Origin of the sequence: Bradyrhizobium sp. 155 (genome assembly GCF_023101105.1) — a bacterium.
GTDB lineage: Bacteria > Pseudomonadota > Alphaproteobacteria > Rhizobiales > Xanthobacteraceae > Bradyrhizobium > Bradyrhizobium canariense_D.
Map to the genome: position 1 here is coordinate 4,257,385 of NZ_CP064704.1, position 24,839 is coordinate 4,282,223.

The 24,839-nt window shown below is 64.1% G+C and carries 24 protein-coding genes; 12 read left to right on the forward strand and 12 right to left on the reverse strand.

Going from position 1 to position 24,839, the window contains the following annotated elements; all coding sequences use genetic code 11:
- Window positions 1-78 precede the first annotated feature (78 nt).
- The 3 genes from IVA93_RS20870 to IVA93_RS20880 all read left to right on the forward strand — a co-directional run bounded on the left by IVA93_RS20870 (window position 79) and on the right by IVA93_RS20880 (window position 2,399).
- Window positions 79-648, forward strand: coding sequence for a glutathione peroxidase (locus IVA93_RS20870; protein WP_247368717.1), 570 nt, complete (start codon window positions 79-81; stop codon window positions 646-648).
- Between the two features lie 165 nt (window positions 649-813).
- Window positions 814-1,839: a polysaccharide deacetylase family protein gene (locus tag IVA93_RS20875; protein ID WP_247453836.1), complete on the forward strand. Its 1,026-nt coding sequence runs from the start codon at window positions 814-816 to the stop codon at window positions 1,837-1,839.
- A gap of 8 nt (window positions 1,840-1,847) precedes the next feature.
- Window positions 1,848-2,399, forward strand: coding sequence for a dihydrofolate reductase family protein (locus tag IVA93_RS20880; RefSeq protein ID WP_247368721.1), 552 nt, complete (start codon window positions 1,848-1,850; stop codon window positions 2,397-2,399).
- A gap of 11 nt (window positions 2,400-2,410) precedes the next feature.
- Here IVA93_RS20880 and IVA93_RS20885 read toward each other — a convergent pair whose 3' ends face one another.
- Both IVA93_RS20885 and IVA93_RS20890 read right to left on the reverse strand, forming a co-directional pair.
- Window positions 2,411-2,863, reverse strand: coding sequence for a DoxX family protein (locus IVA93_RS20885; protein WP_018456294.1), 453 nt, complete (start codon window positions 2,861-2,863; stop codon window positions 2,411-2,413).
- A 291-nt stretch (window positions 2,864-3,154) separates the two neighbouring features.
- Window positions 3,155-5,464 carry an NADP-dependent malic enzyme gene (locus IVA93_RS20890; protein ID WP_018456292.1) on the reverse strand — a complete coding sequence of 770 codons (2,310 nt, stop codon included), beginning with the start codon at window positions 5,462-5,464 and terminating at the stop codon, window positions 3,155-3,157.
- Window positions 5,465-5,739: 275 nt separating this feature from the next.
- Between IVA93_RS20890 and IVA93_RS40945 the strand changes: the two genes are divergently transcribed.
- Window positions 5,740-6,852: a hypothetical protein gene (locus IVA93_RS40945; RefSeq protein WP_345956929.1), complete on the forward strand. Its 1,113-nt coding sequence runs from the start codon at window positions 5,740-5,742 to the stop codon at window positions 6,850-6,852.
- On the forward strand, window positions 6,834-7,670 hold the full coding sequence (locus tag IVA93_RS40950; RefSeq protein WP_346771670.1) for an aq_1923 C-terminal domain: 837 nt from the start codon (window positions 6,834-6,836) through the stop codon (window positions 7,668-7,670). Before IVA93_RS40945 ends, IVA93_RS40950 begins: the two co-directional genes overlap by 19 nt.
- A 145-nt stretch (window positions 7,671-7,815) precedes the next feature.
- On the opposite strand, the gene aspS is transcribed toward IVA93_RS40950, so the two are convergent.
- The gene (gene aspS, locus IVA93_RS20900; protein WP_247368723.1) at window positions 7,816-9,588 is read right to left on the reverse strand and encodes an aspartate--tRNA ligase; all 1,773 of its coding nucleotides are present in this window, start codon (window positions 9,586-9,588) and stop codon (window positions 7,816-7,818) included.
- 194 nt (window positions 9,589-9,782) lie between these two features.
- On the opposite strand from aspS, the gene IVA93_RS20905 reads away from it, so the two are divergent.
- Window positions 9,783-11,258: a protein adenylyltransferase SelO gene (locus IVA93_RS20905; RefSeq protein ID WP_247368344.1), complete on the forward strand. Its 1,476-nt coding sequence runs from the start codon at window positions 9,783-9,785 to the stop codon at window positions 11,256-11,258.
- Between the two features lie 86 nt (window positions 11,259-11,344).
- On the opposite strand, the gene IVA93_RS20910 is transcribed toward IVA93_RS20905, so the two are convergent.
- Window positions 11,345-12,334, reverse strand: coding sequence for a zinc-dependent alcohol dehydrogenase family protein (locus IVA93_RS20910; protein ID WP_247368347.1), 990 nt, complete (start codon window positions 12,332-12,334; stop codon window positions 11,345-11,347).
- Between the two features lie 102 nt (window positions 12,335-12,436).
- On the opposite strand from IVA93_RS20910, the gene IVA93_RS20915 reads away from it, so the two are divergent.
- Together IVA93_RS20915 and rnd are read left to right on the forward strand one after the other, a co-directional pair.
- Window positions 12,437-13,336, forward strand: a complete 900-nt coding sequence (locus IVA93_RS20915) for a LysR family transcriptional regulator (RefSeq protein ID WP_085352952.1) — start codon at window positions 12,437-12,439, stop codon at window positions 13,334-13,336.
- Between the two features lie 374 nt (window positions 13,337-13,710).
- Complete coding sequence (gene rnd / locus IVA93_RS20920) at window positions 13,711-14,862, forward strand: ribonuclease D (protein WP_018456286.1); 1,152 nt, start codon at window positions 13,711-13,713, stop codon at window positions 14,860-14,862.
- Window positions 14,863-14,969: 107 nt separating this feature from the next.
- Here the strand turns inward: rnd and IVA93_RS20925 are convergent, their stop codons facing one another.
- From IVA93_RS20925 to IVA93_RS20945, 5 genes are all read right to left on the reverse strand, one after another.
- Window positions 14,970-16,352 carry an aspartate aminotransferase family protein gene (locus IVA93_RS20925; protein WP_018456285.1) on the reverse strand — a complete coding sequence of 461 codons (1,383 nt, stop codon included), beginning with the start codon at window positions 16,350-16,352 and terminating at the stop codon, window positions 14,970-14,972.
- 158 nt (window positions 16,353-16,510) lie between these two features.
- On the reverse strand, window positions 16,511-16,681 hold the full coding sequence (locus IVA93_RS20930) for a hypothetical protein (RefSeq protein ID WP_007609402.1): 171 nt from the start codon (window positions 16,679-16,681) through the stop codon (window positions 16,511-16,513).
- Between the two features lie 30 nt (window positions 16,682-16,711).
- The gene (locus IVA93_RS20935) at window positions 16,712-17,275 is read right to left on the reverse strand and encodes an isochorismatase family protein (protein WP_247453841.1); all 564 of its coding nucleotides are present in this window, start codon (window positions 17,273-17,275) and stop codon (window positions 16,712-16,714) included.
- 25 nt (window positions 17,276-17,300) lie between these two features.
- On the reverse strand, window positions 17,301-17,921 hold the full coding sequence (locus tag IVA93_RS20940) for a GNAT family N-acetyltransferase (protein WP_018456283.1): 621 nt from the start codon (window positions 17,919-17,921) through the stop codon (window positions 17,301-17,303).
- Window positions 17,908-18,525: a hypothetical protein gene (locus IVA93_RS20945; protein ID WP_026233132.1), complete on the reverse strand. Its 618-nt coding sequence runs from the start codon at window positions 18,523-18,525 to the stop codon at window positions 17,908-17,910. Before IVA93_RS20945 ends, IVA93_RS20940 begins: the two co-directional genes overlap by 14 nt.
- A gap of 71 nt (window positions 18,526-18,596) precedes the next feature.
- On the opposite strand from IVA93_RS20945, the gene IVA93_RS20950 reads away from it, so the two are divergent.
- On the forward strand, window positions 18,597-19,637 hold the full coding sequence (locus tag IVA93_RS20950; protein ID WP_018456281.1) for a LysR family transcriptional regulator: 1,041 nt from the start codon (window positions 18,597-18,599) through the stop codon (window positions 19,635-19,637).
- A gap of 80 nt (window positions 19,638-19,717) precedes the next feature.
- On the opposite strand, the gene IVA93_RS20955 is transcribed toward IVA93_RS20950, so the two are convergent.
- Window positions 19,718-20,878 carry an autotransporter outer membrane beta-barrel domain-containing protein gene (locus IVA93_RS20955; RefSeq protein ID WP_247453842.1) on the reverse strand — a complete coding sequence of 387 codons (1,161 nt, stop codon included), beginning with the start codon at window positions 20,876-20,878 and terminating at the stop codon, window positions 19,718-19,720.
- A 378-nt stretch (window positions 20,879-21,256) separates the two neighbouring features.
- Here IVA93_RS20955 and IVA93_RS20960 point away from each other — a divergent pair, with 378 nt between their 5' ends.
- Window positions 21,257-21,463: a cold-shock protein gene (locus IVA93_RS20960; protein WP_007591938.1), complete on the forward strand. Its 207-nt coding sequence runs from the start codon at window positions 21,257-21,259 to the stop codon at window positions 21,461-21,463.
- Window positions 21,464-21,558: 95 nt separating this feature from the next.
- Here IVA93_RS20960 and purN read toward each other — a convergent pair whose 3' ends face one another.
- Window positions 21,559-22,212 carry a phosphoribosylglycinamide formyltransferase gene (gene purN, locus IVA93_RS20965; protein WP_085352946.1) on the reverse strand — a complete coding sequence of 218 codons (654 nt, stop codon included), beginning with the start codon at window positions 22,210-22,212 and terminating at the stop codon, window positions 21,559-21,561.
- A 14-nt stretch (window positions 22,213-22,226) separates the two neighbouring features.
- Entirely contained in the window at window positions 22,227-23,300 is a 1,074-nt protein-coding gene (gene purM, locus IVA93_RS20970; RefSeq protein WP_085352944.1) for a phosphoribosylformylglycinamidine cyclo-ligase, read from the reverse strand.
- A 155-nt stretch (window positions 23,301-23,455) separates the two neighbouring features.
- Between purM and IVA93_RS20975 the strand changes: the two genes are divergently transcribed.
- A complete protein-coding gene (locus tag IVA93_RS20975) occupies window positions 23,456-23,998 on the forward strand; it encodes a CDP-alcohol phosphatidyltransferase family protein (protein WP_026233129.1) in 543 nt (180 codons plus the stop codon).
- 92 nt (window positions 23,999-24,090) lie between these two features.
- Window positions 24,091-24,768, forward strand: coding sequence for a P-loop NTPase family protein (locus IVA93_RS20980; protein WP_085352943.1), 678 nt, complete (start codon window positions 24,091-24,093; stop codon window positions 24,766-24,768).
- Window positions 24,769-24,839 lie beyond the last annotated feature (71 nt).

The following is a 24,839-nucleotide window of genomic DNA, read 5'->3' on the forward strand; positions in this document are numbered from 1 at the left end:
GCAGATAACGCCGTGTTGACGACGCCGCTCGCACCGACGGGGTAACATGCGCCCCGGATCATTTCGGGGGACGCCGTTATGATGAACCGCAGGACCATACTCATCGCCGCCTTTGCAGGCACGCTGGCGCCGGCGACGCGTGCACTGGCGGATGGCGGCATGAGCCGAATTTCCGCCTACGCCTTCTCTTTCCCGGCATTGTCAGGCGACGACATCCGCCTTGCGGCCTTCACTGGCAGGCCGCTGCTGGTGGTGAACACCGCTTCGCTCTGCGGTTACACGCCGCAATATGCCGGCCTGCAAGACATCTGGGGCGAGTTTCGCGAACGCGGCCTCACCGTCATTGGCGTGCCCTCCAACGATTTCGGCGGACAGGAGCCCGGCGGCACCAGTGAGATCTCGGAAACCGCCCACCACCAATACGGCGTGACCTTCCCCATCGCGGCCAAGGCCGTCGTGGTCGGTGCAAAGGCGCATCCATTCTACAAATGGGCGGCAGAGGCGCGCCCGCGAGAAGTTCCGCGCTGGAACTTCCACAAATATCTGATCGGCCGGGACGGCTATATCGCCGATGTCTTTGCATCCGCGGTCGAACCGGCCGACACGCGGATCAAGACGGCGATCGCCAAGGCGCTGGCCGACACTTGACGCCACGCGTCCCCAACCCGGTTGGGCACAATTGGGCTGGCGCGCCAAACAGCCGTTGCAATGGCGAGGGCCCACCATCTAGGCTAGGATTGTTATGGGCAGGATGGTTTTGCCGAAGGCGAAAAGCCGCGGCGGAACAACGGGATCAATCTCGAGGACAACACCATGCGTGTGGCGGCAGGACTGATATTGGCAAGCGCGATGTCTCTGGCGATGACGGGCGCGGCATGGTCGCAGACCCCGGCTGCAAAGCCCGCCGCCGCGACGCAGGCCGCACCGGCGGCAACACCGGCTGCGGCTGCGCCCGCTGCAGCTCCCGCACCCGCTCCTGCAGCAGCCGCCGCGCCGGCGGGCTTCGTCAATCCTCCGCCGCCTAAGCAGGCGCCGCAGCCCGCCCGCGCAGCCTGCAACACGCCGGGCGCGCTTGGGGTCGCCCGCACCGTCGAGATCGACACCACGGGCGGTCCTGGCTTCGGCTTCGAGCATTTCAAGGAGCTCGATTTCCTGCGCGACCACGAGGTAGTGCTGACCTTCGACGACGGCCCCTGGCCCAAGAACACGCCCGCGGTGCTGAAGGCGCTCGCCGACGAGTGCACCACCGGCATCTTCTTCTCGATCGGCAAGCACGCGACCTACGAGCCGGAGATCCTGAAGCAGGTCTACGCGGCCGGCCATACCGTGGGCACCCACACCTGGTCGCACGCCAACCTCAACAACAAGAAGCTCACGGAAGCGCAGCGCAAGGAAGAGATCGAGAAGGGTCTTTCCGCGGTGAAATGGGCGCTCGGCGGCATTTCGCCCTCGCCTTTCTTCCGCTTCCCGGCGCTCCAGCATCCGCCGGAGATGGTCACCTATCTCGGCAACCGCAACACGGCGATTTTCTCCTGCGACATCGACTCCTTCGACTTCAAGGCCTCGAAGCCCGAGAAGGTGGTCGAGACCGTCATGAAGAAGCTCGACAGCAAGGGCAAGGGCATCATCCTGATGCACGACTTCCAGAAGCACACTGCGGAAGCCCTTCCCGAATTGCTCAAGCGCCTGAAGGCTGGCGGTTACAAGGTGGTGGCGATGCGCGCCAAGTTCCCGGCCTCGACGCTGCCGGAATACGACCAGGATCTGCTCAAGGACGTCAAGCTGCCGACGGTGAGCAACCGGCCAGTCAACAGCGTCGTGACGACGGTCTCCGAATAGCCGCGCCCTTGTCCTTTCGCATCGAAGGCTACGTCATCGTCTCCGCGGACGGCATGCTCGCCGACGCGGAGCATGTCATGCCCGACAGCCTGAAGTTCGAAGGCGACAAGCTGTTCTTCGAGCAGGCGCTCGATCGCGCCGCGCTGATCGTGCACGGCCGTCACTCGCATGAGCAGCAGCCGAATTCACCCAAGCGCAAGCGCCTGATCCTGACCCGCAAGATCCAGACTCTGACCGTCGATCACGAGATGCCGAACGCGACCTTGTGGAATCCGGCTCACGCCAGCTTTGAGGACGCCTGTGCGTTCGCCGATGTCGCTTCCGGCACCATCGCAATCATCGGCGGCCCCGTCGTGTTCGACATGTTCATGGATCGCTACGATACGTTCTGGCTGTCGGAAGCCCCGCACCTTCGGCTGCCCGGCGGCGAGGGCTGTTTTGTCGAAGTACCGGGGCGCACGCCTCAGGAGGTGCTGGCCTCACACGGGATGAAGCCGGGCGCGCCGTATCTGCTCGACGCCGCGCATGACGTGACGGTGACGCCATGGCGCAGGACGTAGTGGCTTAACCTTTATACGTCCCCGTAGGCCGCCTCGGCCGGACGCGTGGCGCGCCCGTAGCCCATGATCATGAACAGGGCGCCGATGATCGACAGGTTCTTGAGCGCGTCGACCAGCATCTTGCCGTTGTCAGGCGGCACCTGGTTCCAGAAGTCGTAGAACAGGAAGGTCGCGACCGCGACATAGATAATCATCAGCATCGCGAAGAAGCGCGCGCCGAAATTCAGCGCGATCATCACGCCTGCGATGATCTCGAGCACGCCGACTGCGATCGCCAGCAGTTGCGGCGTGGTCATGGCCGTCGCCGTCTCGATCTGCTTGGCGTAAGGCGCGATCATGTCGGGCATCACGACCTTGGCGGCGATGAAATCAACGGTCGCCTGCATGGCAAACAGTCTTGCCGCACCCGTGTAGATGAACAGCACGGCGAACAGGATCCGCCCGAAAGTCACGAACGCTGGCATGATCGGCCTCTTTGCTCAGGCTTTTGAATTCTCGCGAAAGCACTTCGCGATTATGAAGATACATTCGCCGGTTTACAAACGGGGAAATGGCTAACTGCGAGCAATTCAAAGTTGGTGGCCCGGCACTGCACCTTCTTACCTTGTGGGAGAAGGTGCAGTGCCGGATGAGGGGTCTCGCTCTGCAAATTCAACCGTGAGAAATGTGCGCGCGGAAGCAACCCCTCACCCGTCTCGCCGCTCCGCGGCGAGCCACCCTCTCTCACAAGGGGAGAGGGGAAGGCCACGCACGCCCTACGTAAACAACGTCGGCTGCTGCCGCGACGCGCGCTCCTGCGCTTCCACCACAGCCACTGCGGTCATGTTGAGGATGCCGCGCGCCGTTACCGACGGGGTGAGGATGTGAGCCGGGCGCGCCGGGCCGATCAGGATCGGCCCGACGGGGAGCGCGTCCGCCAGCGACTTGATCATCTGATAGGCGACGTTGGCGGTGTCGAGGCTTGGCATGATCATGATGTTGGCTTCGCCCTCGAGCTTGGAGTGCGGCAGCACCATCTTGCGCGCGGCGGCCGAGAGCGCGGTGTCGCCTTGCATCTCGCCGTCGGCCTCGAGTTCCGGATGCTTCTCCTTCAGGAGCTGGGTTGCCCGGCGCATCTTGCGCGAGGATTCCGTGTCGTAGCTGCCGAAATCCGAATGCGAGACGAAGGCGATCTTCGGCTTGATGTTGAAGCGTTGGACGTGGACCGCCGCGAGCGAGGCGATCTCGGCGAGCTCTTCGGCGCTCGGATTGGGCCGCACCTGGGTGTCGGCGATGAAGAAGGCGCCCTTGCTCGTGATCAGCAGCGCCAGCGCCGCATAGTCGCTGATTCCCGGGGTGAACCCGACGATCTCGCGAACATGGCGCAGATGGCTCATGTAGCGGCCCTCGACGCCGCAGAGCATGGCGTCCGCCTCTCCGCGCACCACCGCGAGCGCCGCGATGACGGTGTTGTTGGTGCGCACCACCGTGCGCGCCGCATCCGGCGTCACGCCGCGGCGGCCGGCGACCTCGCCATAGGACTGCACGTAGGAGCGGTAGCGCGGATCGTCCTCGGGATTGACCAGGTCGAAGTCCCTGCCGGCCTTGATAGACAGGCCGAAGCGCTCGATGCGGGCCTCGACCACCGACGGACGTCCGACCAGGATCGGCATCGCCAGCTTCTCTTCCAGCACCACCTGGGTGGCGCGCAGCACGCGCTCATCCTCGCCTTCGGCGTAGATCACGCGCACCGGTTGGGTCTTGGCCTTGGCGAACATCGGCTTCATGACGAGGCCGGAGCGGAAGGCGAAGCGCTCGAGCAACGCGGTGTACTCGTCGAAATTGGTGATGGGCCGGGTCGCAACGCCCGATTCCATCGCGGCCTTCGCCACCGCCGGCGCGATGCGCAGGATCAATCTCGGATCAAAGGGACTCGGGATCAGCGAGCCCGGGCCAAACCCTTGCGTCTCGCCGGTATCGAAGCCTTGCGCGACCGCATCGGACGGCGCCTCGCGCGCGAGCTGCGCGATGGCCTCGACGGCGGCGTGCTTCATCTCCTCGTTGATCGCGGTGGCGCCGACATCGAGCGCGCCACGGAAGATGAAGGGAAAGCACAGGACGTTGTTGACCTGGTTCGGATAGTCGGAGCGGCCAGTGCAGATCATGGCGTCGGGACGGGCTTTGCGCGCCTCCTCCGGCATGATCTCCGGCGTCGGATTCGCGAGCGCCATGATGAGCGGCTTGTCGCCCATCGCCTTGGCCATCTCGGGCTTGAGCACGCCCGGTGCGGAGAGGCCGATAAAGATGTCGGCGCCGCCGATGACGTCGGCGAGCGTGCGCTTGTCGGTCTTCTGCGCATAGACCGCCTTCCAGCGGTCCATCGTGGTGTTGCGGCCTTCGTGAACAAGGCCGTCGATGTCGCAGACCCAGATGTTCTTGCGCTGCGCCCCCATCGACACCAGCAGGTTCAGTGTCGCAAGCGCTGCGGCCCCTGCCCCCGATGCCACGATCTTGACGTCCGACAGGTTCTTGCCGTTCAGGCGCAGACCGTTGGTGATCGCGGCGGCGACGATGATCGCGGTGCCGTGCTGGTCGTCGTGAAAGACCGGGATCTTCATGCGCTCCTTGAGCTGCGCCTCGATCTCGAAGCATTCCGGTCCGCGGATGTCCTCGAGATTGATGCCGCCGAAGGTCGGCTCGAGCGCGGCCACGGTCTCGACCACGCGTTCGATGGTGTCGGCCGCGATCTCGATGTCGAACACGTCAATGCCGGCGAATTTCTTGAACAGGACCGCCTTGCCCTCCATCACCGGCTTCGAGGCCAGCGGGCCGATATTGCCGAGGCCGAGCACGGCGGTGCCGTTCGAAACCACGGCAACCAGGTTGGAGCGTATCGTCAGCGTCGCCGCTTCCGCGGGGTTCTTGGCGATCTCCATGCAGGCGGCGGCGACGCCGGGGGAATAGGCCAGCGCGAGGTCGCGCTGGTTGGCGAGCGGCTTGCTCGCCTGGATCTCGAGCTTTCCGGGGCGCGGCAGCCGATGATAGGCCAGCGCCGCCTGGTGGAGATCATCAGAATAGGACGACATGCGGTGTCTTGCCTCGCGTTACCGGCCTCAAACTACGTTGTCCTGACCGGCCCGCCTTCGGGTGGTATTTCCGGGTCATGGAAACGGGATGAAGCACGTCGGGCGGCCCGGTGGCAACATCCGATTGCGGCCCCATCAACAGGGCGCGCGGTCAAATATCTGATAGCGCTCGCTTTCCCTGGACCGCGCGTTGCTTTGCGAATATGGCAGGTTGCGTGCTGCAACGCGAGCAACTGGAGCTGGGAATGAAGTGAATCCTGATCGGCTTCATCGTCGTGGCCGTGGTGGGCGCGGGCGGATGGTTGGGCTTCAGCTTCTACGCAAAACATCGCGTCACCGCCGAGGTGGAGACCGCGTTCGAGCAAATCCGCAAGCAAGGCGGCAAGGCTAGCTACGGCAAGATCGCCTTCGATCTGCCCACGCGCACCCTCACGATCGAGGACATCGCGGTTACGCCGGGCAAGGCACCGCAGGCGCAGATCAGGATCGCCGCCATCAAGGGCACGGGCGTTCGCCAGATCGACGAAACAAGGATCTCGGCCGACGCCGTCGACATCACCGGGCTCGAGGTTACGCTGGACCAGATCGGCGCTGCCAAGCTGAAGGTCGCGTACAAGATCCCGCACCTGGTCATGCGCGACTATGCCGGTCCTGTTCAGGCGGGTCAGGTGCCGGCGGACAGCTCGCTGGTCGATATGTACCGCTACGTGCTCGGCCAATATACGAGTGTCGCTGCATCGTCGCTCACGGCTCCGACCCTCACGATCAGCTTCGATTCCCGCGCCGCCGGCAGCGGCGAGGTCACCTATTCCGAACTGGCGATCCAGAACCTAAAGCACGGCAAGATCGACGGGATGAAGTCGGACCGCGCCGTGATCTCGGTCGACGTGAAGCAACCCGGCAAGACGGACAAGCTGACGGGTGAATCGTCGAACATCATCGTCAACGATTTCGACGCGACCGCGATCATCGCCGCGCTCGATCCGCAGACGGCCAGCGACGACAGCTATCGCCGGGTCTATCGGCAGGTCTCGACGGCCCCTATGCGCTCAAATCGGCACAGGGGATGCGAGTGGATGTCGACGGGTTCACCATGGAAGACATCGCCGTCCAGCCGTCGAAATTCCGGCTGGCCGAGATATTTGCCGCGCTGCCACGGGATCAATCGGCCCCGCCGACTCCGGCGCAGGCACGCGAGCTGCTGGAGAAGCTCGCCGGAGTTTATGAGGGTCTTCGCATCGGTAAGGCCGAAATCGGCAAGATGTCGGTCGGCACGCAAGGAACGGCCACGGTTGGTGCCATCCGATTTCGCGACGGCGAGTTCGCGGTCGAAGGCGTCGACGCGCCGTCTCCGCAGGGACAGTTCAAGATGGAGCGCTTTGCGCTGAAGTCCTTCAGCACGGCGAGTTTGATGCGCTGGGCAGCAAGCCTCACCACTGCCGGGCGGGCGCCCTCGCCGGATCAGATGCTCGGGCTGTTCGGCGTGCTCGCAGGCGCGGAGATCAAGGGCGTGACGGCGCCGTTCAAGACCACCAATAAGCTGGTCATGATCGACACACTGAGCCTGGACTGGCGGCAGCTGGTCGGCTCGATCCCGAGCAAGGCGCATGTGGTTGCCAAATTTGTCACGCCAGCCGATCCATCCGGTCCAAAACAGCTTCCATTGATTGCCAGCGGGATCGACAAGCTCGCTATCGACCTCGATCTCGGCGCTGCCTGGACCGAACAGTCCAACAGCTTCGCTCTGACGCCCGCGACCCTCGACATCGGAGGCATCGCAAGAGCGCAACTGCGTATGGCGCTCGGCAACGTACCACGCGAGGTGTTTTCGGCCGATCCGGCCCAGCTCATGGGCCAGGCGGCCCGGATCGAGGCGGGCACGCTCGAATTCTCATTGCGCGACAGCGGCGTCATCGATCTCGTCGCGGCGCAGTTCGCGCGCATGCAGAATGTCAGCCGTGATACCGCACGCCAGGCGCTCGTCGAGAGCATCAAGGCTAAACGCGAGCAAGTTGCTTCCGCCAATCCGGATGCGAACGCGGCCGTGGACGCGATCGCCCGCTTCGTCGAGACGCCGGGCCAGACGCTTTCCATCAAGCTGTCCCCGCGCGCCAAGGCACCGCTGATGCAATTGATGCAGCTCTTGCAAACCGACCCACAGAGCGCGCTTGCGCAGTTCAGGATCGAGGCGTCGACGGGGCTGTAGGGAACGACGCTGCGCGCGGGGATGGCAGTTGGACCGGCGAAAATCCCTCCCCGTCATTGCGAGCGAAGCGAAGCAATCCAGAGTCACTCCGCGGAAAGATTCTGGATTGCTTCGCTTCGCTCGCAATGACGCGGTGGAGACAGCCTCACTTCTGCGGCAGGCTCACCTTCACGTGCAGCTCGCGGAGCTGCTTGGGGCTGGGCTCCGACGGTGCGCCCATCAGGAGGTCCATGGCCTGCTGGTTCATCGGGAACAGCGAGACCTCGCGCAGATTGTTGGTGCCGCACAAGAGCATGACGATGCGGTCGACACCGGCGGCCATGCCGCCATGCGGCGGGGCGCCGTACTGGAAGGCGCGGTACATGCCGCCGAAGCGATCGACGACTTCCTGCTCGCCATAGCCCGCGATCTCGAACGCCTTCACCATCGCTTCCGGCACGTGGTTGCGGATGCCACCCGAGGCGATCTCGTAGCCGTTGCAGGTGATGTCGTACTGGAACGCCTTGATGGTCAGCGGGTCCTGGCCCTTCAAGGTATCGAGACCGCCCTGCGGCATCGAGAACGGGTTGTGCGAGAAGTCGACCTTCTTGTCCTCGTCGTTGTACTCGTACATCGGGAAGTCGACGATCCAGGCCAGCTCGAACCGCTCCTTGTCGGTGAGGTTCAACTCCTCGCCGACCTTGTTGCGGGCCAACCCTGAAAATTTCCAGAACTTGTCGGGATCGCCGGCGACGAAGAAGGCGGCGTCGCCTTCCTTCACGCCGATCTGCGCGCGGATCGCGGCGGTGCGCTCAGCACCGATGTTGTTGGCAAGCGGACCGGCACCTTCGCCGCCCTCGCGCCACATGATGTAGCCGAGGCCGGGCTGACCTTCGCCCTGCGCCCAGGAGTTCATGCGGTCGCAGAAGGCGCGCGAGCCGCCACCCGGCGCCGGGATCGCCCAGACCTGGTTCTTGGGGTCCTCCAACATGCGCGCGAACACCTTGAAGCCGGAGCCGCGGAAGTGTTCGGAGACGTCCTGCATCTCGATCGGGTTGCGCAGGTCCGGCTTGTCGCTGCCGTATTTGCGCAAGGCTTCCGCGAACGGAATCCGGCGCCAGCCCTTGGTCACCGGCTTGCCCTTGGCAAACTCCTCGAACACACCCGTGATGACAGGCTCCATCGCGGCGAAGACATCGTCCTGCGTGACAAAGCTCATCTCGACGTCGAGCTGGTAGAACTCGCCCGGCAGACGATCCGCGCGTGGATCCTCGTCGCGGAAGCAGGGCGCGATCTGGAAGTAGCGATCGAAGCCCGACATCATCAAGAGCTGCTTGTACTGCTGCGGCGCCTGCGGCAGGGCATAGAACTTGCCGGGATGAATGCGCGACGGCACCAGGAAGTCGCGCGCGCCCTCCGGCGAGGACGCGGTCAGGATCGGCGTGTTGAACTCGAAGAAGCCCTGCCCCTCCATGCGCCGACGCATCGACTTGATGATTTCGACGCGCGTCATGATGTTCTGGTGCAGCTTCTCGCGACGCAGATCGAGGAAGCGGTACTTCAGGCGGATGTCTTCAGGATATTCCTGGTCGCCGAACACCGGCAGCGGCAGGTCGCCGGCCGGGCCCAGCACCTCGATCTCGCTGACATAGATCTCGATCTTGCCAGTCGGCAGATCGTCATTGTCGGTGCCTTCGGGGCGGCGACGGGCCTTACCGTCCATCCGCACCACGAATTCCGAACGCAGCTTTTCGGCCTGCGAGAACGCCGGCGAGTCCGGATCGACTACGCACTGGGTCAGGCCGTAATGGTCGCGCAGGTCGATGAACAGCACGCCGCCATGGTCGCGAACGCGATGGACCCAGCCTGAAAGGCGGACCGTCTCCCCGATGTTGCTCTCGCGGAGCGCGCCGCATGTATGTGACCGGTAGCGATGCATGGTCGTCCCAAATTCAATGTCGGAGGATCGAATCGAACCGCCGAAACGGCAGGTTCAAAGTTGCGGCAGGGTTTACCTCGGCAGGACGGGGGCGGCAACCAAGGGAACGGCCCGTTTTCGGCTGGAAGTGGCCATTTTTGCCCAATCTCGGCTCAAGCCTTTGCCATCAGGCGTTCCACGCCTATCTTGAGGCCATGACAGTCCATTTCCCGTTCCAGAACTCCTATTCGGCGCTGCCGGACAGCTTTTTCGCCCGGGTCGCACCGACGCCGGTGGCAGCGCCCCGGCTGATCAAGCTGAACCGGCCGCTGGCGGTCCAGCTCGGGCTGGATCCTGATGTGCTGGAAACCCCTGAGGGCGCCGAAATCCTGGCCGGCAAGACGGTTCCCGCCGGCGCCGATCCGATCGCCATGGCCTATGCCGGCCACCAGTTCGGGCAATTCGTTCCGCAGCTGGGCGACGGACGGGCGGTCCTGCTCGGCGAGGTCATCGACAAGGACGGCATCCGCCGCGACATCCAGCTCAAGGGCTCCGGTCCCACCCCATTCTCCCGCCGCGGCGACGGCCGTGCCGCGCTCGGGCCGGTGCTGCGCGAATACATCGTCAGCGAGGCGATGTTCGCATTGGGCATCCCCACCACGCGCTCACTCGCTACCGTCGTCACCGGCGAGCACGTCATCCGCGAGACCGCGCTGCCCGGCGCGGTGCTCACCCGCGTCGCCTCGAGCCATATCCGCGTCGGCACCTTCCAGTTCTTCGCCGTCCGCCGCGACACCGATGCCATTCGCCGGCTCGCCGACCACGTCATCGCCAGGCACTATCCGGAGCTGCTCGGCGCCGAGCGGCCCTATCACGCGCTGCTCGGTGGCGTCGTCGCACGCCAGGCCGATCTGGTCGCACGCTGGCTGCTGGTCGGCTTCATCCACGGCGTGATGAACACCGACAACTCATCGATATCAGGCGAGACCATCGATTACGGTCCGTGCGCCTTCATGGACGCCTACAATCCGTCGCAAGTGTTTTCCTCGATCGACGAGATGGGCCGTTACGCCTATGCCAACCAGCCGCGCATCGCGCTGTGGAATCTGACCCGGCTTGCCGAATGCCTGCTGCCGCTGTTTTCCGAGGATCAGGAAAAGGCGGTCGCCGAGGCCCAGGACATTCTTGGCGCCTTCTCCGACACGTTCAGCGACGCCTATCAGGCGGGCCTGCGCAAGAAAATCGGCCTGTTCACGGAGCGCGACGGCGACGACGCGCTGATCCAGGACCTGCTGGACGCCATGGCCAAGAACCAGGCCGACTTCACCCTCACCTTCCGCAAACTCGGCGACGCCGCTGGCGATCCGGCTGCTGACGATGCACGCGCGCAATTCATGGACCCCGCGGCGTTCGACGAGTGGGCCAGGCGCTGGCACGAGCGCACGGCGCTGGAGCCGCAAACCGCAGCCGAACGGCAAGCCGCCATGCACGCCGTCAACCCGATGTTCATCCCGCGCAACCACCGCGTCGAGGCCGTGATCCAGGCCGCGGTCAACGATGACGACTACACGCCGTTTGAGGAATTCGTGAAGGTGCTGGCTAAACCGTTCGAGGGCCAGCCGGACTATGCAGCCTACGCCGATCCGCCGCTGCCGGAGCAGCGGGTGCTGCAGACGTTCTGCGGGACGTGAGGCAAGCTCGGTGCGCACGTGGACGAGCCGAAGGCCTAATCCAGATGCGGGGGTGCCGAAATCGTTTGTTCAAGACGATCATTCGCTCAGATCGTTACCACGATCTTGCCGAACTGCTCGTTTGACTCCAGAAAGCGATGCGCTTCGCCGATCTCCTCAAACTGAAACGTTTTGGCGATGATCGGTTGCAATGCGCCGTCCCGCAGCCCGTCGAGGATGAAGGTCTTCGCCTTAGCAAGCCGCGCGGGGTCGCGGATGATCTCGTGCACGAGATAGCCGCGCAGCGTCAGGCTCTTGGTCAGTACGTTGACCAGCGGAAACGGCGTTGGCTCTGGGCTCAGGCCGCCATATTCGATGAGAACGCCACCCGGCGACATCGCGGCGGTGAGCGGCCCAAATATGGGACCGCCGACCGCGTCGAACACCACGCGAACGCCGTTTGAGCCAACAATGTCCTGCAGCCGTGACCGGATGTCCTCTTCCACGGAGGCGATAACGTCGGCGGCGCCAGCATCGCGCAGGGCCTGCAGCTTGATCGAGGTTCGCGTCACTGCAATCGGGATCGCACCGATCCGGTTCGCGATCTGAATCGCTGCAAGCCCGACGCTACTCGACGCCGCGGTGATGACTACGGACTCCCCTCGCTCCAGCCCAGCAATATCGACCAGAGCGCCGAACGCCGTCAGATATTGCATCCATACCGCGGCCGCGGCGTCGAAGCCGAGCTCGGGCGGGTGCTTCACGACGAACTCCGCCGGAAACGTGACGAGCTCGCCATAAGCCGGCCATCGCACCATCGACACGGGCGGCACGATGCTGACGACCTCGCCCGGCGAGAAGCCGCTCACGCCTTCGCCGATCGCCTCGACGATGCCGGCGGCCTCGAGACCGAGGCCGGACGGAAAGGTCGCGGTCTCGATATAGGTCCCCTTCCGCAAGAGCGCTTCCGCGCGATTGAGCCCGAGCGCCTTGACCCTGATCTGCACCTCGCGCCTCCCTGGCGGCGCGACGTCGACGGTCTCGATGCGCAGCACCTCGGGGCCACCATGTCTGTGGAAGCGAACGACGCGCGCCATGAACACATCCAAAACAATTGAATTCAATGGAGCTATGCCAACCGGGCGGCGCCGGATAAAGCGTGCAGAGGGGTGAACAGTCGAAACCAGGAGTTTGCAATCATGGACCGCCTGACCAGCATGGCCGTCTTCGTCAAGGCGGTTGATGTAGGCTCGTTCGCCGCTGCCGCCGATGCGCTCGAAATGTCGGCGCCAATGGTCGGCAAGCACGTTCGTTTCCTCGAGGAGCGCCTCGGCGTCCGCCTCCTCAACCGCACCACACGGCGCCAGAGCCTGACCGAGACAGGCCAAGCCTACTACGAGCGCTGCCGCACTGTGCTCGCTGAAGCCGTGGCCGCCGACGCCGTCGCTTCCGACGAATTGTCCGAGCCGCGTGGCCGGCTCCGCGTGACCATGCCTGCCCTGCTGGGCCGGCACTGCATCGCCCCCTTGCTGATGAAGCTCGCGCGACGATATCCCCATCTGGAGCTCGATCTCTCGTTCGGCGACCCGATCGCTGACATCATCGAGGGCCGCTACGATCTTGCGATCCGGACCGGCGATCTACACGATCAATCCGGCCTGATGACGCGGCGCATCGCAAGCCAGCGCATGGTGGTGTGCGGCACGCGCTCGTACTTGCGCGCCAACGGCAAGCCGAAATCGCTCGACGATCTTGCCCAGCATCAGGCGATCATCTATCGCCGCTCCGGACGCGTCCGGCCGTGGCTGTTTCCCCGCGAGGGCCAGCCTCCGAGCGAAATCGTGCCGGCGGGAAGGCTCAGGCTCGACGATCTCGACGCGATCGCGGACGCCGCGTCACAGGGGATGGGACTGGCCTGGCTGCCATACTGGCTAGTCCGCGAACGCCTACGCGCCGGTACACTCGTCACTCTGTTGAGCGGTCAGCCGGGATTTCTCTACGACTGCCACGCGCTCTGGCCACGCTCGCCCCGGATGCCGCCGAAAGTTCGCGCCGCCGTGGACGCCTTGGCGGCCGCCCTGCCGAAGCTCATGACCTGACGCCTGATGCCGTGACGCCTGCATAGCATGCCGCGGCCGTTAACCCCCCGTCCACCATCCGGCCCGACCCGCCGCCGGTAACCACGAGAATTAACAGACCCTCAATTCGCCCCCGACAAGTTTAGCAATGTTGCTGGGGGATTTTGCCGTGGATCTGTTGGTTTTCGAGTTCCTGGGGCTGGCGCTGGTCGCCATGTGCGTGGTCGTGGTGGCACTGCCCTGCGCGCGCAAACCCTCCCGGCGGGTCCGCTACGAATAGGATTTTCGTCGGAAAATGCGATTCCGGTCCAAATGCAAGGCTCGAATTCGCTTCGAGCCCCTTGACATCACAGCGCTTTCGGCAGAACGGCTGATGGACTTGTCATGGGCCGTTCATGGATTTGATTACCACCACCGCTGACCTTGCGGCTGCCTGCAGCCGGCTGGCCAAGCACCCCGTCATTACCGTCGATACCGAGTTCCTGCGCGAGACCACCTATTACCCGCTGCTGTGCGTGGTGCAGATGGCCAGCGCCGAGGAAGCAATCGTCATCGACACCCTGGCCGAGGGCATCGACCTCAAGCCGTTCTTCGAGCTGATGGGCAACGAGGGCGTGTTGAAGGTGTTCCACGCCGCCCGCCAGGACATCGAGATCATCTGGCACCAGGCGGGTATCATCCCGCACCCGGTGTTCGATACCCAGGTCGCGGCCATGGTGCTCGGCTACGGCGACAGCATCGCCTACGACGCCCTGGTCGAGAAGGTCACCGGACACCGCCCGGACAAGACCCACCGCTTCACCGACTGGTCGCGCCGGCCGCTGACCAAGGAGCAGATGCACTACGCCGTGTCCGACGTCACGCATCTGCGCGACGTGTTCGCAGCGCTCGATGCCGACCTTAAAAAGCGCCGGCGCAGCGAATGGGTCTCGATCGAGATGGAAGTCCTGACCTCGCCCAAGACCTACGACTTCCATCCCGAGCGCGCCTGGGAACGGCTCAAGACGCGGGTGCGCAAGCCCAAGGACCTTGCGGTCCTAATGGAGGTCGCCGCCTGGCGCGAGCAGGAGGCGCAGAGCCGCGACGTGCCGCGAGGCCGCGTGCTGCGCGACGAGGCCGTCAGCGACATCGCGACCCATGCGCCGAACACGATCGAGAAGCTCGCAAACCTGCGCTCCGTGCCGAAGGGTTTTGAGAAATCCAAATGGGGCGCCGACATCGTCGCCGCTGTCGAGCGCGGGCTGGCGCGCGATCACGCCACGCTGCCGAAGCTGGAAAAGCCGCGCAACAATAACAATGGCGCCGCGATCGTCGAACTGTTGAAGGTGTTGCTGCGCATGACCGCGGAGCGCCATGCGGTCGCCAGCAAGGTGATTGCGACCGTCGACGATCTCGAGGAGATTGCGGCCGACGACGAGGCCGACGTGCCGGCGCTACGCGGCTGGCGCCGCGAGCTGTTCGGCGAGGCCGCCCTGAAACTGAAGCGCGGCGAGCTGGCGCTGGCGGTCGAGAAAGGCCGCGTGATCGGGGTTCAGCGAGCGGAATAGCCCCGATGCCTCCCGATGTCGTCCTGGCCTAGTGCGCAATTGCGCACTAGGCCAGGACGACACCGGGGGTGTGATAGAGCGCTACGCTCACGCGTGAAGCGCCGTCCCTACGCCGGCGTCAGCTTCGCCACTTCCGGCTTCATGTCGTCCAGCACACCTGAAATCGCCGCGACCAGCTCGTCGATCTGAGTCTTGGTGACGATCAGCGGCGGGCAGATGGCAATGGCATCGAGCATGTTGCGCGAGATAACGCCGCGCTCCTGCAGCATGCGGCTGGCCATGCCGCCGACGGCGCCCGGCGTTGCCGCTGCGGTCTTGCGCGCCTTGTCCAGCACCAGTTCGATCGCAGCGATCATGCCGACACCGCGGACCTCGCCCACCAGTGGATGGCTGGTGAGTTCACGCAGCTTGCCTTGCATGTAGCCACCGAGCTCGGCGGCGTGCGCAACCAGGCCCCGCTCCTCGATGATCTTCAAATTCTCGAGCGCAATCGCCGAGCCGACCGGATGGCCGCCCGCGGTGAAGCCGTGGCCGAGCACGCCGATCTTGTTGCTCTCGTCGGCGATCGGTTCGAACATGCGATCGTTCATCATGATGGCCGACAGCGGGAAATAGCTCGAGGTGATCTGCTTGGAGACCACGATGGCGTCGGGCTTGATGCCGTAGGTTTCGCAGCCGAACATCTTGCCGGTGCGGCCGAAGCCGCAGATGACCTCGTCGGCGACCAACAGGATGTCGTACTTGTTCAGCACCTTCTGGATCTTGTCCCAATAGGTCGCCGGCGGCACGATGACGCCGCCCGCGCCCATCACCGGCTCGCCGAAGAACGCAGCGATCGTGTCCGGGCCTTCCTTCTGGATCAGCGCATCGAGTTCCTCGGCCCGCCGCGTCGCGAACGCTTCCTCGCTCTCCCCGGGCGCGCCATCCTTGTAGAAATGCGGCGAGCCCGTGTGCAGGATGTTCGGGAGCGGCAAGTCGAAAGAGCGGTGGTTGTTCGGCAGCCCGGTGAGGCTGGCGGACGCGATGGTGACGCCGTGATAGGCGCGCATCCGGCTGATCACCTTCTTGCGCTGTGGCTGGCCGAGCGCATTGGAACGATAGGCAATCAACTTCAGAACAGTGTCGTTGGCCTCCGAGCCGGAATTGGTGAAGAACACCTTGCTCATCGTAACAGGCGCGAGCGCGACCAGCTTCTCGGCGAGATCGATCGAGGGCCCGTGCGATTTGGCGGAGAACGTGTGATAGAACGGCAGCGCCAGCATCTGCTTGTGCGCGGCGTCGACCAGCCGCTTCTCGTTGAAGCCGAGTCCGACGCTCCACAGGCCTGCCATCGCCTCGAAATAGCGCTTGCCTGACGCATCGAACACGTAAGGCCCCTCGCCGCGTTCGATCACCAGGGGACCGGCCTGCTGATGGGCGCGCGCGTTGGTGTAGGGATGGAGCTGGTAGGCCACATCCCGGGCCTCTTGCGAATTGGGCAGCATGGACATTTGCAGGAATCCTTGAAAGCGTCACGTCGCCGGCGCGGCCAGCGTCATCACTCGATGATCCAGCTCCTTGGCTATTGCCACCGCGCAAAACTTGCAACGTCAATTCGTCGGCAGGAAGCGCTCAGCTGCGTTGCACAAAGCCGCACATCGGGCAGCTGTCACGCCGCACCGTCGTCATTCCCATCGCTATCGGCGGCAGCGGCCTCCCGCACCTCCACCAGCGCCATCGAGAGCAGATACACCGTCGTTGGCAGACCAAGACGGCGTGCCGCCTCGGCGGCACGCGACAGGTCGCTTGCCAGCTCCTCGAGCTGATCTCCCCGTGACAATGTCCCACTCCATCCGTCGATCGCGGCCGCCTACACCGCAACGGCGCCGCTGGTTCTGATCAGTTCGGCGCTGGACTGGATTGTAGCAAAATTCCCGATCACATTCACTACCGCATGCTTGTAGGCGGCAGCATCGCCAGTCCCCGGCTGCCGGCAGGCCACCGCGTCGGCCACCACCTGGAAGCGATGACTGCGGTGAAACCCGTCAATAGCGGTGGCCAGGACGGTTTCGTCCAGGGAAAAGCCCGCGAGCACGCAACGGACATTGCGGATATTGGACATGTAGTCCACAAACCGCGCCGAACTGTAGGCCGACGGCAGCGGGTGCTCGAAGGTCATTTCTCCCGGCCGCGGCTTCGCCTCCGCGATCCAATCGGTCAGCTTGGATGCCGGATTGAACCAGGCCGCCTGCGCGATGCGCTTCAGATGCATCACCGGCCAGAGATTGTCGCGCCAGAACGTCAGCAGTTCCACGCAGCGCGCCGTTGCGGCATCGCCCTCGAGGATGACGTGGCGACGTCCGGGGGTCAGATATTCGACCTGGAGATCCGTGCAGACCAGGATCGGCGGATCGTCTGTGATGGAAACCAGCATGGTTTTGCGCGCAGCTGCACCAGTTTCAACGACCAGCGAGCGCGACGTCCCGCAGCGGCGACGTCACAGCCCGTCCTGCCGAGGCGTCGAGCACGCCCGGCCGGTCCCAATCGCCCTCGGGGCGGATGATCACGTAAGGATCGCTGTCCAGCGTAATGGCATCCGGACCCGGTTCGATCTCCAGCAGCATTTCTGTGTAGGAGAAGTCGGAAAATGTGATCTTGCGATTGTGACCAAGCGGCTTGGCGCCGAAATGGGCCCAGAAATCGACCAGCCGGTCCTGCGCCTGGCCGTAGATCTTGCGAAAGCCCTTGCGCTTCACATAGTCGACGCTCGCTTGTACCAGCTTGAACGAGACGCGCGACCGCCGGTATTGGTGCCGCACCGCAAGCCGTTCCACCTTGGCGAAATCGCCGAAGAACCGCACCCGCAGACAGCCCGCAGGCTCGTTGCCGACATAGCCGATGAAATGCGCGGCAACCATGTCGTTGCCGTCGAACTCTTCATCGAACGGGCAATCCTGCTCGGCGAGATAGACGGCTGAGCGGATCGAGGTGACCAGCATGAGATCGGTGAGATCGCGCGCGAGGCGAATGGTGATGGCGCGGGAATCGGGCTTGGCGAGAGGAATCCTAGTACCGTGCATCTGCAAAACTCCTTGCTTGGATGATCGCGCTCGGCATGCGCATCGGCTGCCGATGCCAGGGCCGCTCGTAGCACCAGAGGTCGGGTTGGAAGCTTGGAACAGGCTCGAAGCCTGTCGCTTTCATGATGTCGCGGCCGGCCACGGTTGACGGCTGCGCATAGCAATCCGCGTTGCGAAACCTTAGCTGTCTAAGATGAGCCGCGGCCTTGCCGAGACCGGCGACGCCGCGCCCCGTCGCCGCGATCGCCCAGATGTAGATAGCGGAAACGTCTTCCTTCGCGGACGCGAGATAGCGCGTCTCCGGCGCGGTGAGGCAGATCTCGTCGAGCAGCAACGCATCATGCCCGCGATCGTTGAGAAACAGGAAGGCCATGCCGCCGACAAGGTTGCCCTTCCGGCTGAAAGTCAGGATGCTCTCGGGATCGAAGGCGAAATATTTTGCAAGCTCAGTCGCCCCGATCCGAACGCCCGGCACCAGCCGGTGCGCCAACTGCGAAAGCGCGGCGATTTCGGAAAATTTGGCGCGACGGACGTCGACATCCGGACTGAGCGGCAGCGCGTCGAAATCATGCCTTGCGGCAAACGAGCCCCTTTCCATACTCATGTCGCCCCTCTATCGTTCGCGGCTTTCGTGCCCCGCTATGGCGATGAGCTTAGCGGCTGGGGATCAGGCGTATGCAGCAGTTATTGCACCGGGGTGCTGCGGTGATGCAGCACCGTGAAGAAACCCTGGACATGTCCTGGGACGATTTGAAACTGTTTTTAGCTTGCGCAAAATATAAAAGCTTCCGCAACGCCGCCGAGGAGCTCGGGCTCACCTCCACCACCCTGATGCGCAGGATCGACCGGCTCGAAGAGAGCATCGACTGCAAGCTGTTCCTGCGCGACCAGAGCGGGCTCACGCTCAGCGACGAAGGCAGCGCGATGATCGCCGACGTCGCGCACATGGAGCGTCATGCCTTCAATGTGTTCCGGCGTGCTTCGCGATCGTCGAACGATATGTCAGGCACCGTGCGCGTCGCGGTGACGGAAGGCCCCGGCAATTTCTGGATTCTGCCGCGACTGATCGATTTCCAGAAAACCTATCGCAAGATCACCGTCGACCTGCGCTGCGCGATGGAACAGGCCGACGTCGCGCGGCTCGAATCCGATATCGCGATCCAGCTCGAGCCGCCGACCAATCCCGATCTGATCGTCGCCAAGCTCGGCCGCCTGCACATCTATCCCTTCGTCTCCAAGGAGTACGAAAACCTCTACGGCGTGCCCGCGACCCTGGCCGAGCTGAAGAACCACCGCATCATCAAGCAGAGCGCCCCGCAGGTCGACGACGGCGCCTACGCCCGCGTGCTCGGACTGAAGTCGCTCGAGGGCATCGTCGGGATCAAGACCAACTCCTCGGTCGGCGTGCTCTATGCGGTGGAGCGCGGCGCCGGCATCGGATTCCTGCCGACGGTTTCGATCGCGCTCGGCGCCCCGCTGGTTGCCGTCGATCTCGGCGTCAGCCACCACGCCGATCTCTGGCTCACCTATCATAAGGAGTTCCGCGCCTCCGAGCGCCACAAGATCGTGGTCGATTGGCTGAAGAAAATCTTCGATCCCAAGATCCATCCCTGTTTCCGCGACGAGTTCATCCACCCGAACGCGCTGGCGCCGATGATGACGGCCGCGCGCGCGGCCTTTGGATTGACGGGTTATGTCGCGGCAATGCCGACTTAAAGCTCGAGCATGATGCTTTCGTAAAACCGCTTCGCAGTTTTCCGGGATCCTCCTCTGGGCCGACGCGGGCAGGCTTCGCTTCACCACCGATATTCGAAGCCGACCGTGCCCTGGTGCGACGTCAGCTCGTTGCGGAACTTGCCGTCGTAGTTGACGTAGAGCCGCGCCGTGTTGGTCAGGCTGAGCGAGGCCGAGGCGCCTGCATCCGTACCGTAGCGGCTCTCGCCGATGCCGGGCACGACGATGCTCTGGGTCCCGAGGCTGACCTGCACCGATCCCAGGTTCTGATAGAAATTGTCGACGAACTTGCCGTAGGCGGACAGGTCCAGGATCTTCTGGTCGAAGATGAAGTAGCGCCCGATCTCGGCTCCGATCATGACGCGCGCGCGCGAGAGCGCCGTCGAGCCGACATTGAGTGGATCGAGGCCGCCAACCTCCTGGAACGCGACGCTGGTGGCGCGGACATATTCCAGTGCGCCCTTGGGCACGATGCGCATGTGGTCCTTGGTCCAGTAATAGCTGATCTCGGTCAGCGCGCCGTCGATTGCGGCGCGATAACCCGCGGTCGCAAGTCCCAGGCCAGTATCCCGGCTGGAGCGGACCTTGCCGAAGCCGTGCACCACCGCGAAGGTCCAGGTCCAGGGGCCCTTGTCGACCGAGCCGCTGAAGCCGAGTTGCGTCAGATCCAGCGTGGCGGACTGAAGTGCGAGCGGCACGTCGATATCGGTGTGGCTCTGGTCGACGGAGAAGCCGAGATTGACACCCGGCGCGAGCCGCGCGCCAAAGCCTGCGACACCGCCAAACGTCTTGCGCTTGTCCCCGACAAAGTCTCCTTGCGCATCCGTCCGGACCGAGATGCCATAACCCTCGAACCAGGTGCGGTAGCGCGGGTCTTCCGTGCTCGCCGACGCGCCGCCGCCGCCGGGATTGGTCCGAAACGCCCGGTTGACGCCGCCAGATGCCTGGTTTCCGAGCCGCTCCAGGAAATTCGAGCCGAGATTGAGCGAGCTGTTGCCGGCCGACTGGTCGTAATTGGTCGCGGTCGGCATCGGAATTGGCATCGGAATCGGCGTCGGTGACGGCGTGGGTGTCGGGGTCGGCGTGGGCGTGGGACTCTGCGCAAAGCCTGATGTCGTCGACAGTACCATGATGAGAGCAAACGCCACGGCAGCCGCGATCCAGCGGACGCGGTTCAGCCTGATCGCCTGCCGTGTCTCTGAGGGCTGCGAAATGCAGCACATGGCGACAAATCCTGAAGCAAAGGGCGGCGCGCAAAAAAGCAACAGGAGCGGCGCACGCGTGCCGCGATTTGTTCCGAACTGTTACTGAGGGTCAACCGGCTGGCGCGTCCCGGCAAAGGCATTGCTTCCGATTGTGGTTCCGCGGCCACAGGTCGCAAATTGCGGACGGGCACTCGGGTCGAAGTCTTGAAATTCGCGCGCGGCTTGCTAAGGGGCGATTTTCATGTTGCAATATCGGACACAATCGGAATTGGCCGCTCGACTGTGCGTTTCGCGACTTTGAGACTCAAGACTCGAACAGACTACCGGAAGCCCGTTTGTGGCGTGGCACGCGAAAAGCGGCCGCGTCGTTTTTGTATCTAGCGGAGGAGACTGAGGATGCCGCAAAAGGGCACCGTCAAATGGTTCAACCCGACCAAGGGCTATGGGTTCATCAAGCCGAACGGCAGTGACAAGGACGTCTTCGTCCACATCTCCGCCGTCGAGCGCGCCGGACTCTCGACCCTCAATGAAAATCAGGTGGTTGAATACGATCTCGTGGAGAACCGCGGCAAGGCATCCGCGGAGAACCTCAAGGTTTCCTGATTTCTCTCGCGGTCTGCGCAAGAGATCATGACGTTGCCCCCGGCTCTGCCGGGGGTTTTTTGTGGAATGAGAAGTATTCCGAGTGCGACGGCGCTTCACCGCACCAACGGCGAAACCAGAAAATTCTCCGACGGCCCGCTGCCCGCGGTCTTGCACACATCGCCCTCGATCTGGACCTTGCCGGTCGCGAGCAGGCTCAGTGCTGCGGGATAGATGCGGTGCTCGACTTCAAGGATACGCTCCGACAGCGTGTCCGCCGTGTCGTCGTCGCTGACGGGAACCGCGCCCTGCATCACGATTGGGCCGGCGTCGGTCTCGGGGATCACGAAGTGCACCGTCGCGCCGGACAGCTTGACGCCGGCGCGCAAGGCCTGGCCGTGCGGGTCGAGACCGGGGAAGGACGGCAGCAGCGAGGGATGAATGTTGAGCATCCGCCCGTACCACGCCTTGGTGAATTCGGCCGTGAACAGGCGCATGAAGCCGCCGAGGCAAATCAGCTCGATGCCGTGCTGATCGAGTGCTGCTTGCAGCACCTTCTCGAAGCCGGCGCGGTCCTTGCCGAACGGCTTGCTTTCGATCACCAGCGTCTTCACGCCGCTCGCTTTGGCCCTTTCCAGCCCCAGCGCATCGGCCTTGTTCGAGATGACGAGCGAAATCTCCGCCGGAAAATCCGGCGCGGCCGCGCCCTTGATCAGCGCAGCCATGTTGGAGCCACGGCCGGAAATCAGGATGGCGACGCGGCGTTTCATTACAGCGCCGGTCATTACAGCGCCAGGTCGAGATGGCCGTTATAGACGACGCGGTGCTCGCCCTCGGCCGGGATCACGCTGCCGAGCTGTGCCACGGTCTCACCGGCGTCAGTGAAGATCTCCACGACCTCTTCGACCTTGTCCGGCTCGACAATCGCGATCATGCCGATCCCACAATTGAAGGTCCGCAGCATTTCGAGCTCGGCGATGCCGGCCTGCGCGGCCAGCCATTTGAACACCGGCAGCACTGGCAGGCGCGCCAGATCGATACCGACGCCGAGATGCTTCGGCAGCACGCGCGGAATGTTGTCGGTGAAGCCGCCGCCGGTGATGTGGGCAAGCCCCTTCACCGCGCCGGTCTCGCGGATCGCGCGCAGGCAGGATTTGACGTAGAGACGCGTCGGCGTCAGCAACGCGCCGCCGAGCGTCATGACGGGCGCAAACGGCGCCTGCGCCCCGAAGCCGAGGCCGGATTGTTCCACGATCTTGCGCACCAGCGAGAAACCGTTGGAGTGCACGCCCGACGAAGCGAGCCCGATCACGGCATCGCCGGCGGCGATGTCCTTGCGCGGCAAGAGCGTGCCCCGCTCCGCGGCGCCGACGGCAAAGCCGCCGAGGTCGTAGTCGCCGTCTTTGTAGAGGCCGGGCATCTCGGCCGTCTCGCCACCGATCAGGGCGCAGCCGGATTCGCGGCAGCCTTCGGCGACACCGGCGACGATCGACGCGGTCGCCTCCGGATCGAGCTTCCCGCAGGCAAAATAGTCGAGGAAGAACAGCGGCTCGGCGCCCTGCACCACGAGGTCGTTGACACTCATGGCGACGAGGTCGATGCCGATCCCGCCATGCAGGCCGGTCTCGATCGCGATCTTGACCTTGGTGCCGACGCCATCGGTCGCGGCCACCAGGATGGGATCCTTGAAACCGGCCGCCTTGAGATCGAACAGGCCGCCGAATCCGCCGATTTCGGCGTCGGCGCCGGGCCGTGCGGTGGCGCGCACCATCGGCTTGATCAGGTCGACCAAGCGGTTGCCCGCATCGATATCGACGCCTGAATCGGCGTAAGTGAGGCCGTTTTTGCGGTCGGTCATGCCCGATTTCCAGTGGGTTTGCGGCTGGTTACGTCGAATTCCGGGGACGCGCAATGGCTCGCATGGCGCGCCGCCGTATACTATGTAGAGATATCAACCGGTTCAGCCTCCAAAGGGCCGAATTCGAGGTCAGGCCGGGTGCCGGGAAGCGCCGTGTGAGTATACCGAACATCATTACTTTGGGCCGCATCATGCTGGTCCCGATCATCGTCTGGGCCATCGTGTCGAGCCAAATGGAGGTGGCGTTCGCCGTATTCCTGATCGCCGGTATCAGCGACGCGGTCGACGGCTTCCTTGCCAAGCGCTTCAACATGACGAGCGAGCTCGGCGCCTTGCTCGACCCGCTCGCCGACAAGGCGCTGCTGGTCTCGATCTACATGGCGCTCGGCATCTGGGGCGCGATTCCGCGCTGGATCGTCATCCTGGTGGTCTCGCGCGACATCATGATCGTCGCCGCCGTGATCATATCGTGGCTGTTCGACCGACCTGTGGAGATGAAGCCCTCAAAGGTATCCAAGCTCAACACTGTGGCCCAGGTGGCGTTCGCGGCGCTGGTGCTGGCCGCCCTCGCCTTCGGCTTCAAACCCGGTCCTTATGATATAATCCTGATGGGCCTCGTCACGGTCTTCACGCTCTCCTCCGTGTCGCTCTATCTTGTCGAATGGTTGCGGCACATGAGCACGATCGAGGCCAAGTGAGTTGGGAGCGGCCCCGTAAAAGGCCAACTCCCGCTCGATTAGGTCGCATCTCGTCAAACGAAGCCGGCACGCCGGCACGGAGCAAAGCAAGCGTGCCAGGCCGCGTTCATCCCCGACAGTTGGCGTTTTCGCTTCCGCATGCGGAGAGCCTGAGCCGGGACAATTTCCTCGAAGGCCCCGTCAACGCCGCCGGTCTTGCCCTCATCGACGCCTGGCCGGAATGGCCGAACCGAATCATGTGGCTGGCCGGCCCGGAAGGAAGCGGCAAGAGCCATCTCGCCGCGATCTGGGCCGAGGCTTCAGGCGCCCGCTCGACCACGGCCAATGGGCTGACCGCCGAGGCCGTCCCGGCTGCGCTCGCCACCGGCGCGCTGGTGGTCGAGGATCCCAAAGCCAGGGAATTCGACGAGCGCGCCCTGTTCCATCTGATGAATCTGGCCCGCGAGGACGGCGCCTACGTCCTCTTCACCGGACGCGAGGTGCCCGCGTCTCTCGAGATCGAGCTCGCCGACCTGCGCTCGCGGCTCCGCGCCGTCCCCGTTGTCTCGCTGCTGCCGCCCGACGACCAGCTCTTCCGCGGCCTGATCGTCAAGTTCTGCGCCGACCGCCAGCTCGCGGTGGACGAGAGCGTGGTCAGCTACCTCGCCACTCGCCTGGAGCGGTCCTCGGCCGCCGCCCGACGGGCTGTGGACCTGCTGGACAGCGAGGCCTTGCGCCTCGGCCGCCCCGTCACCCGGGCCCTGGCGGCCGAGCTGCTCCGGGATGTCTGACCAAGGCGGGTTGACGCGGCCGGGCGGCGGAACATCAATGTCATCGAAACGTCATCGCTCTAACACATGCT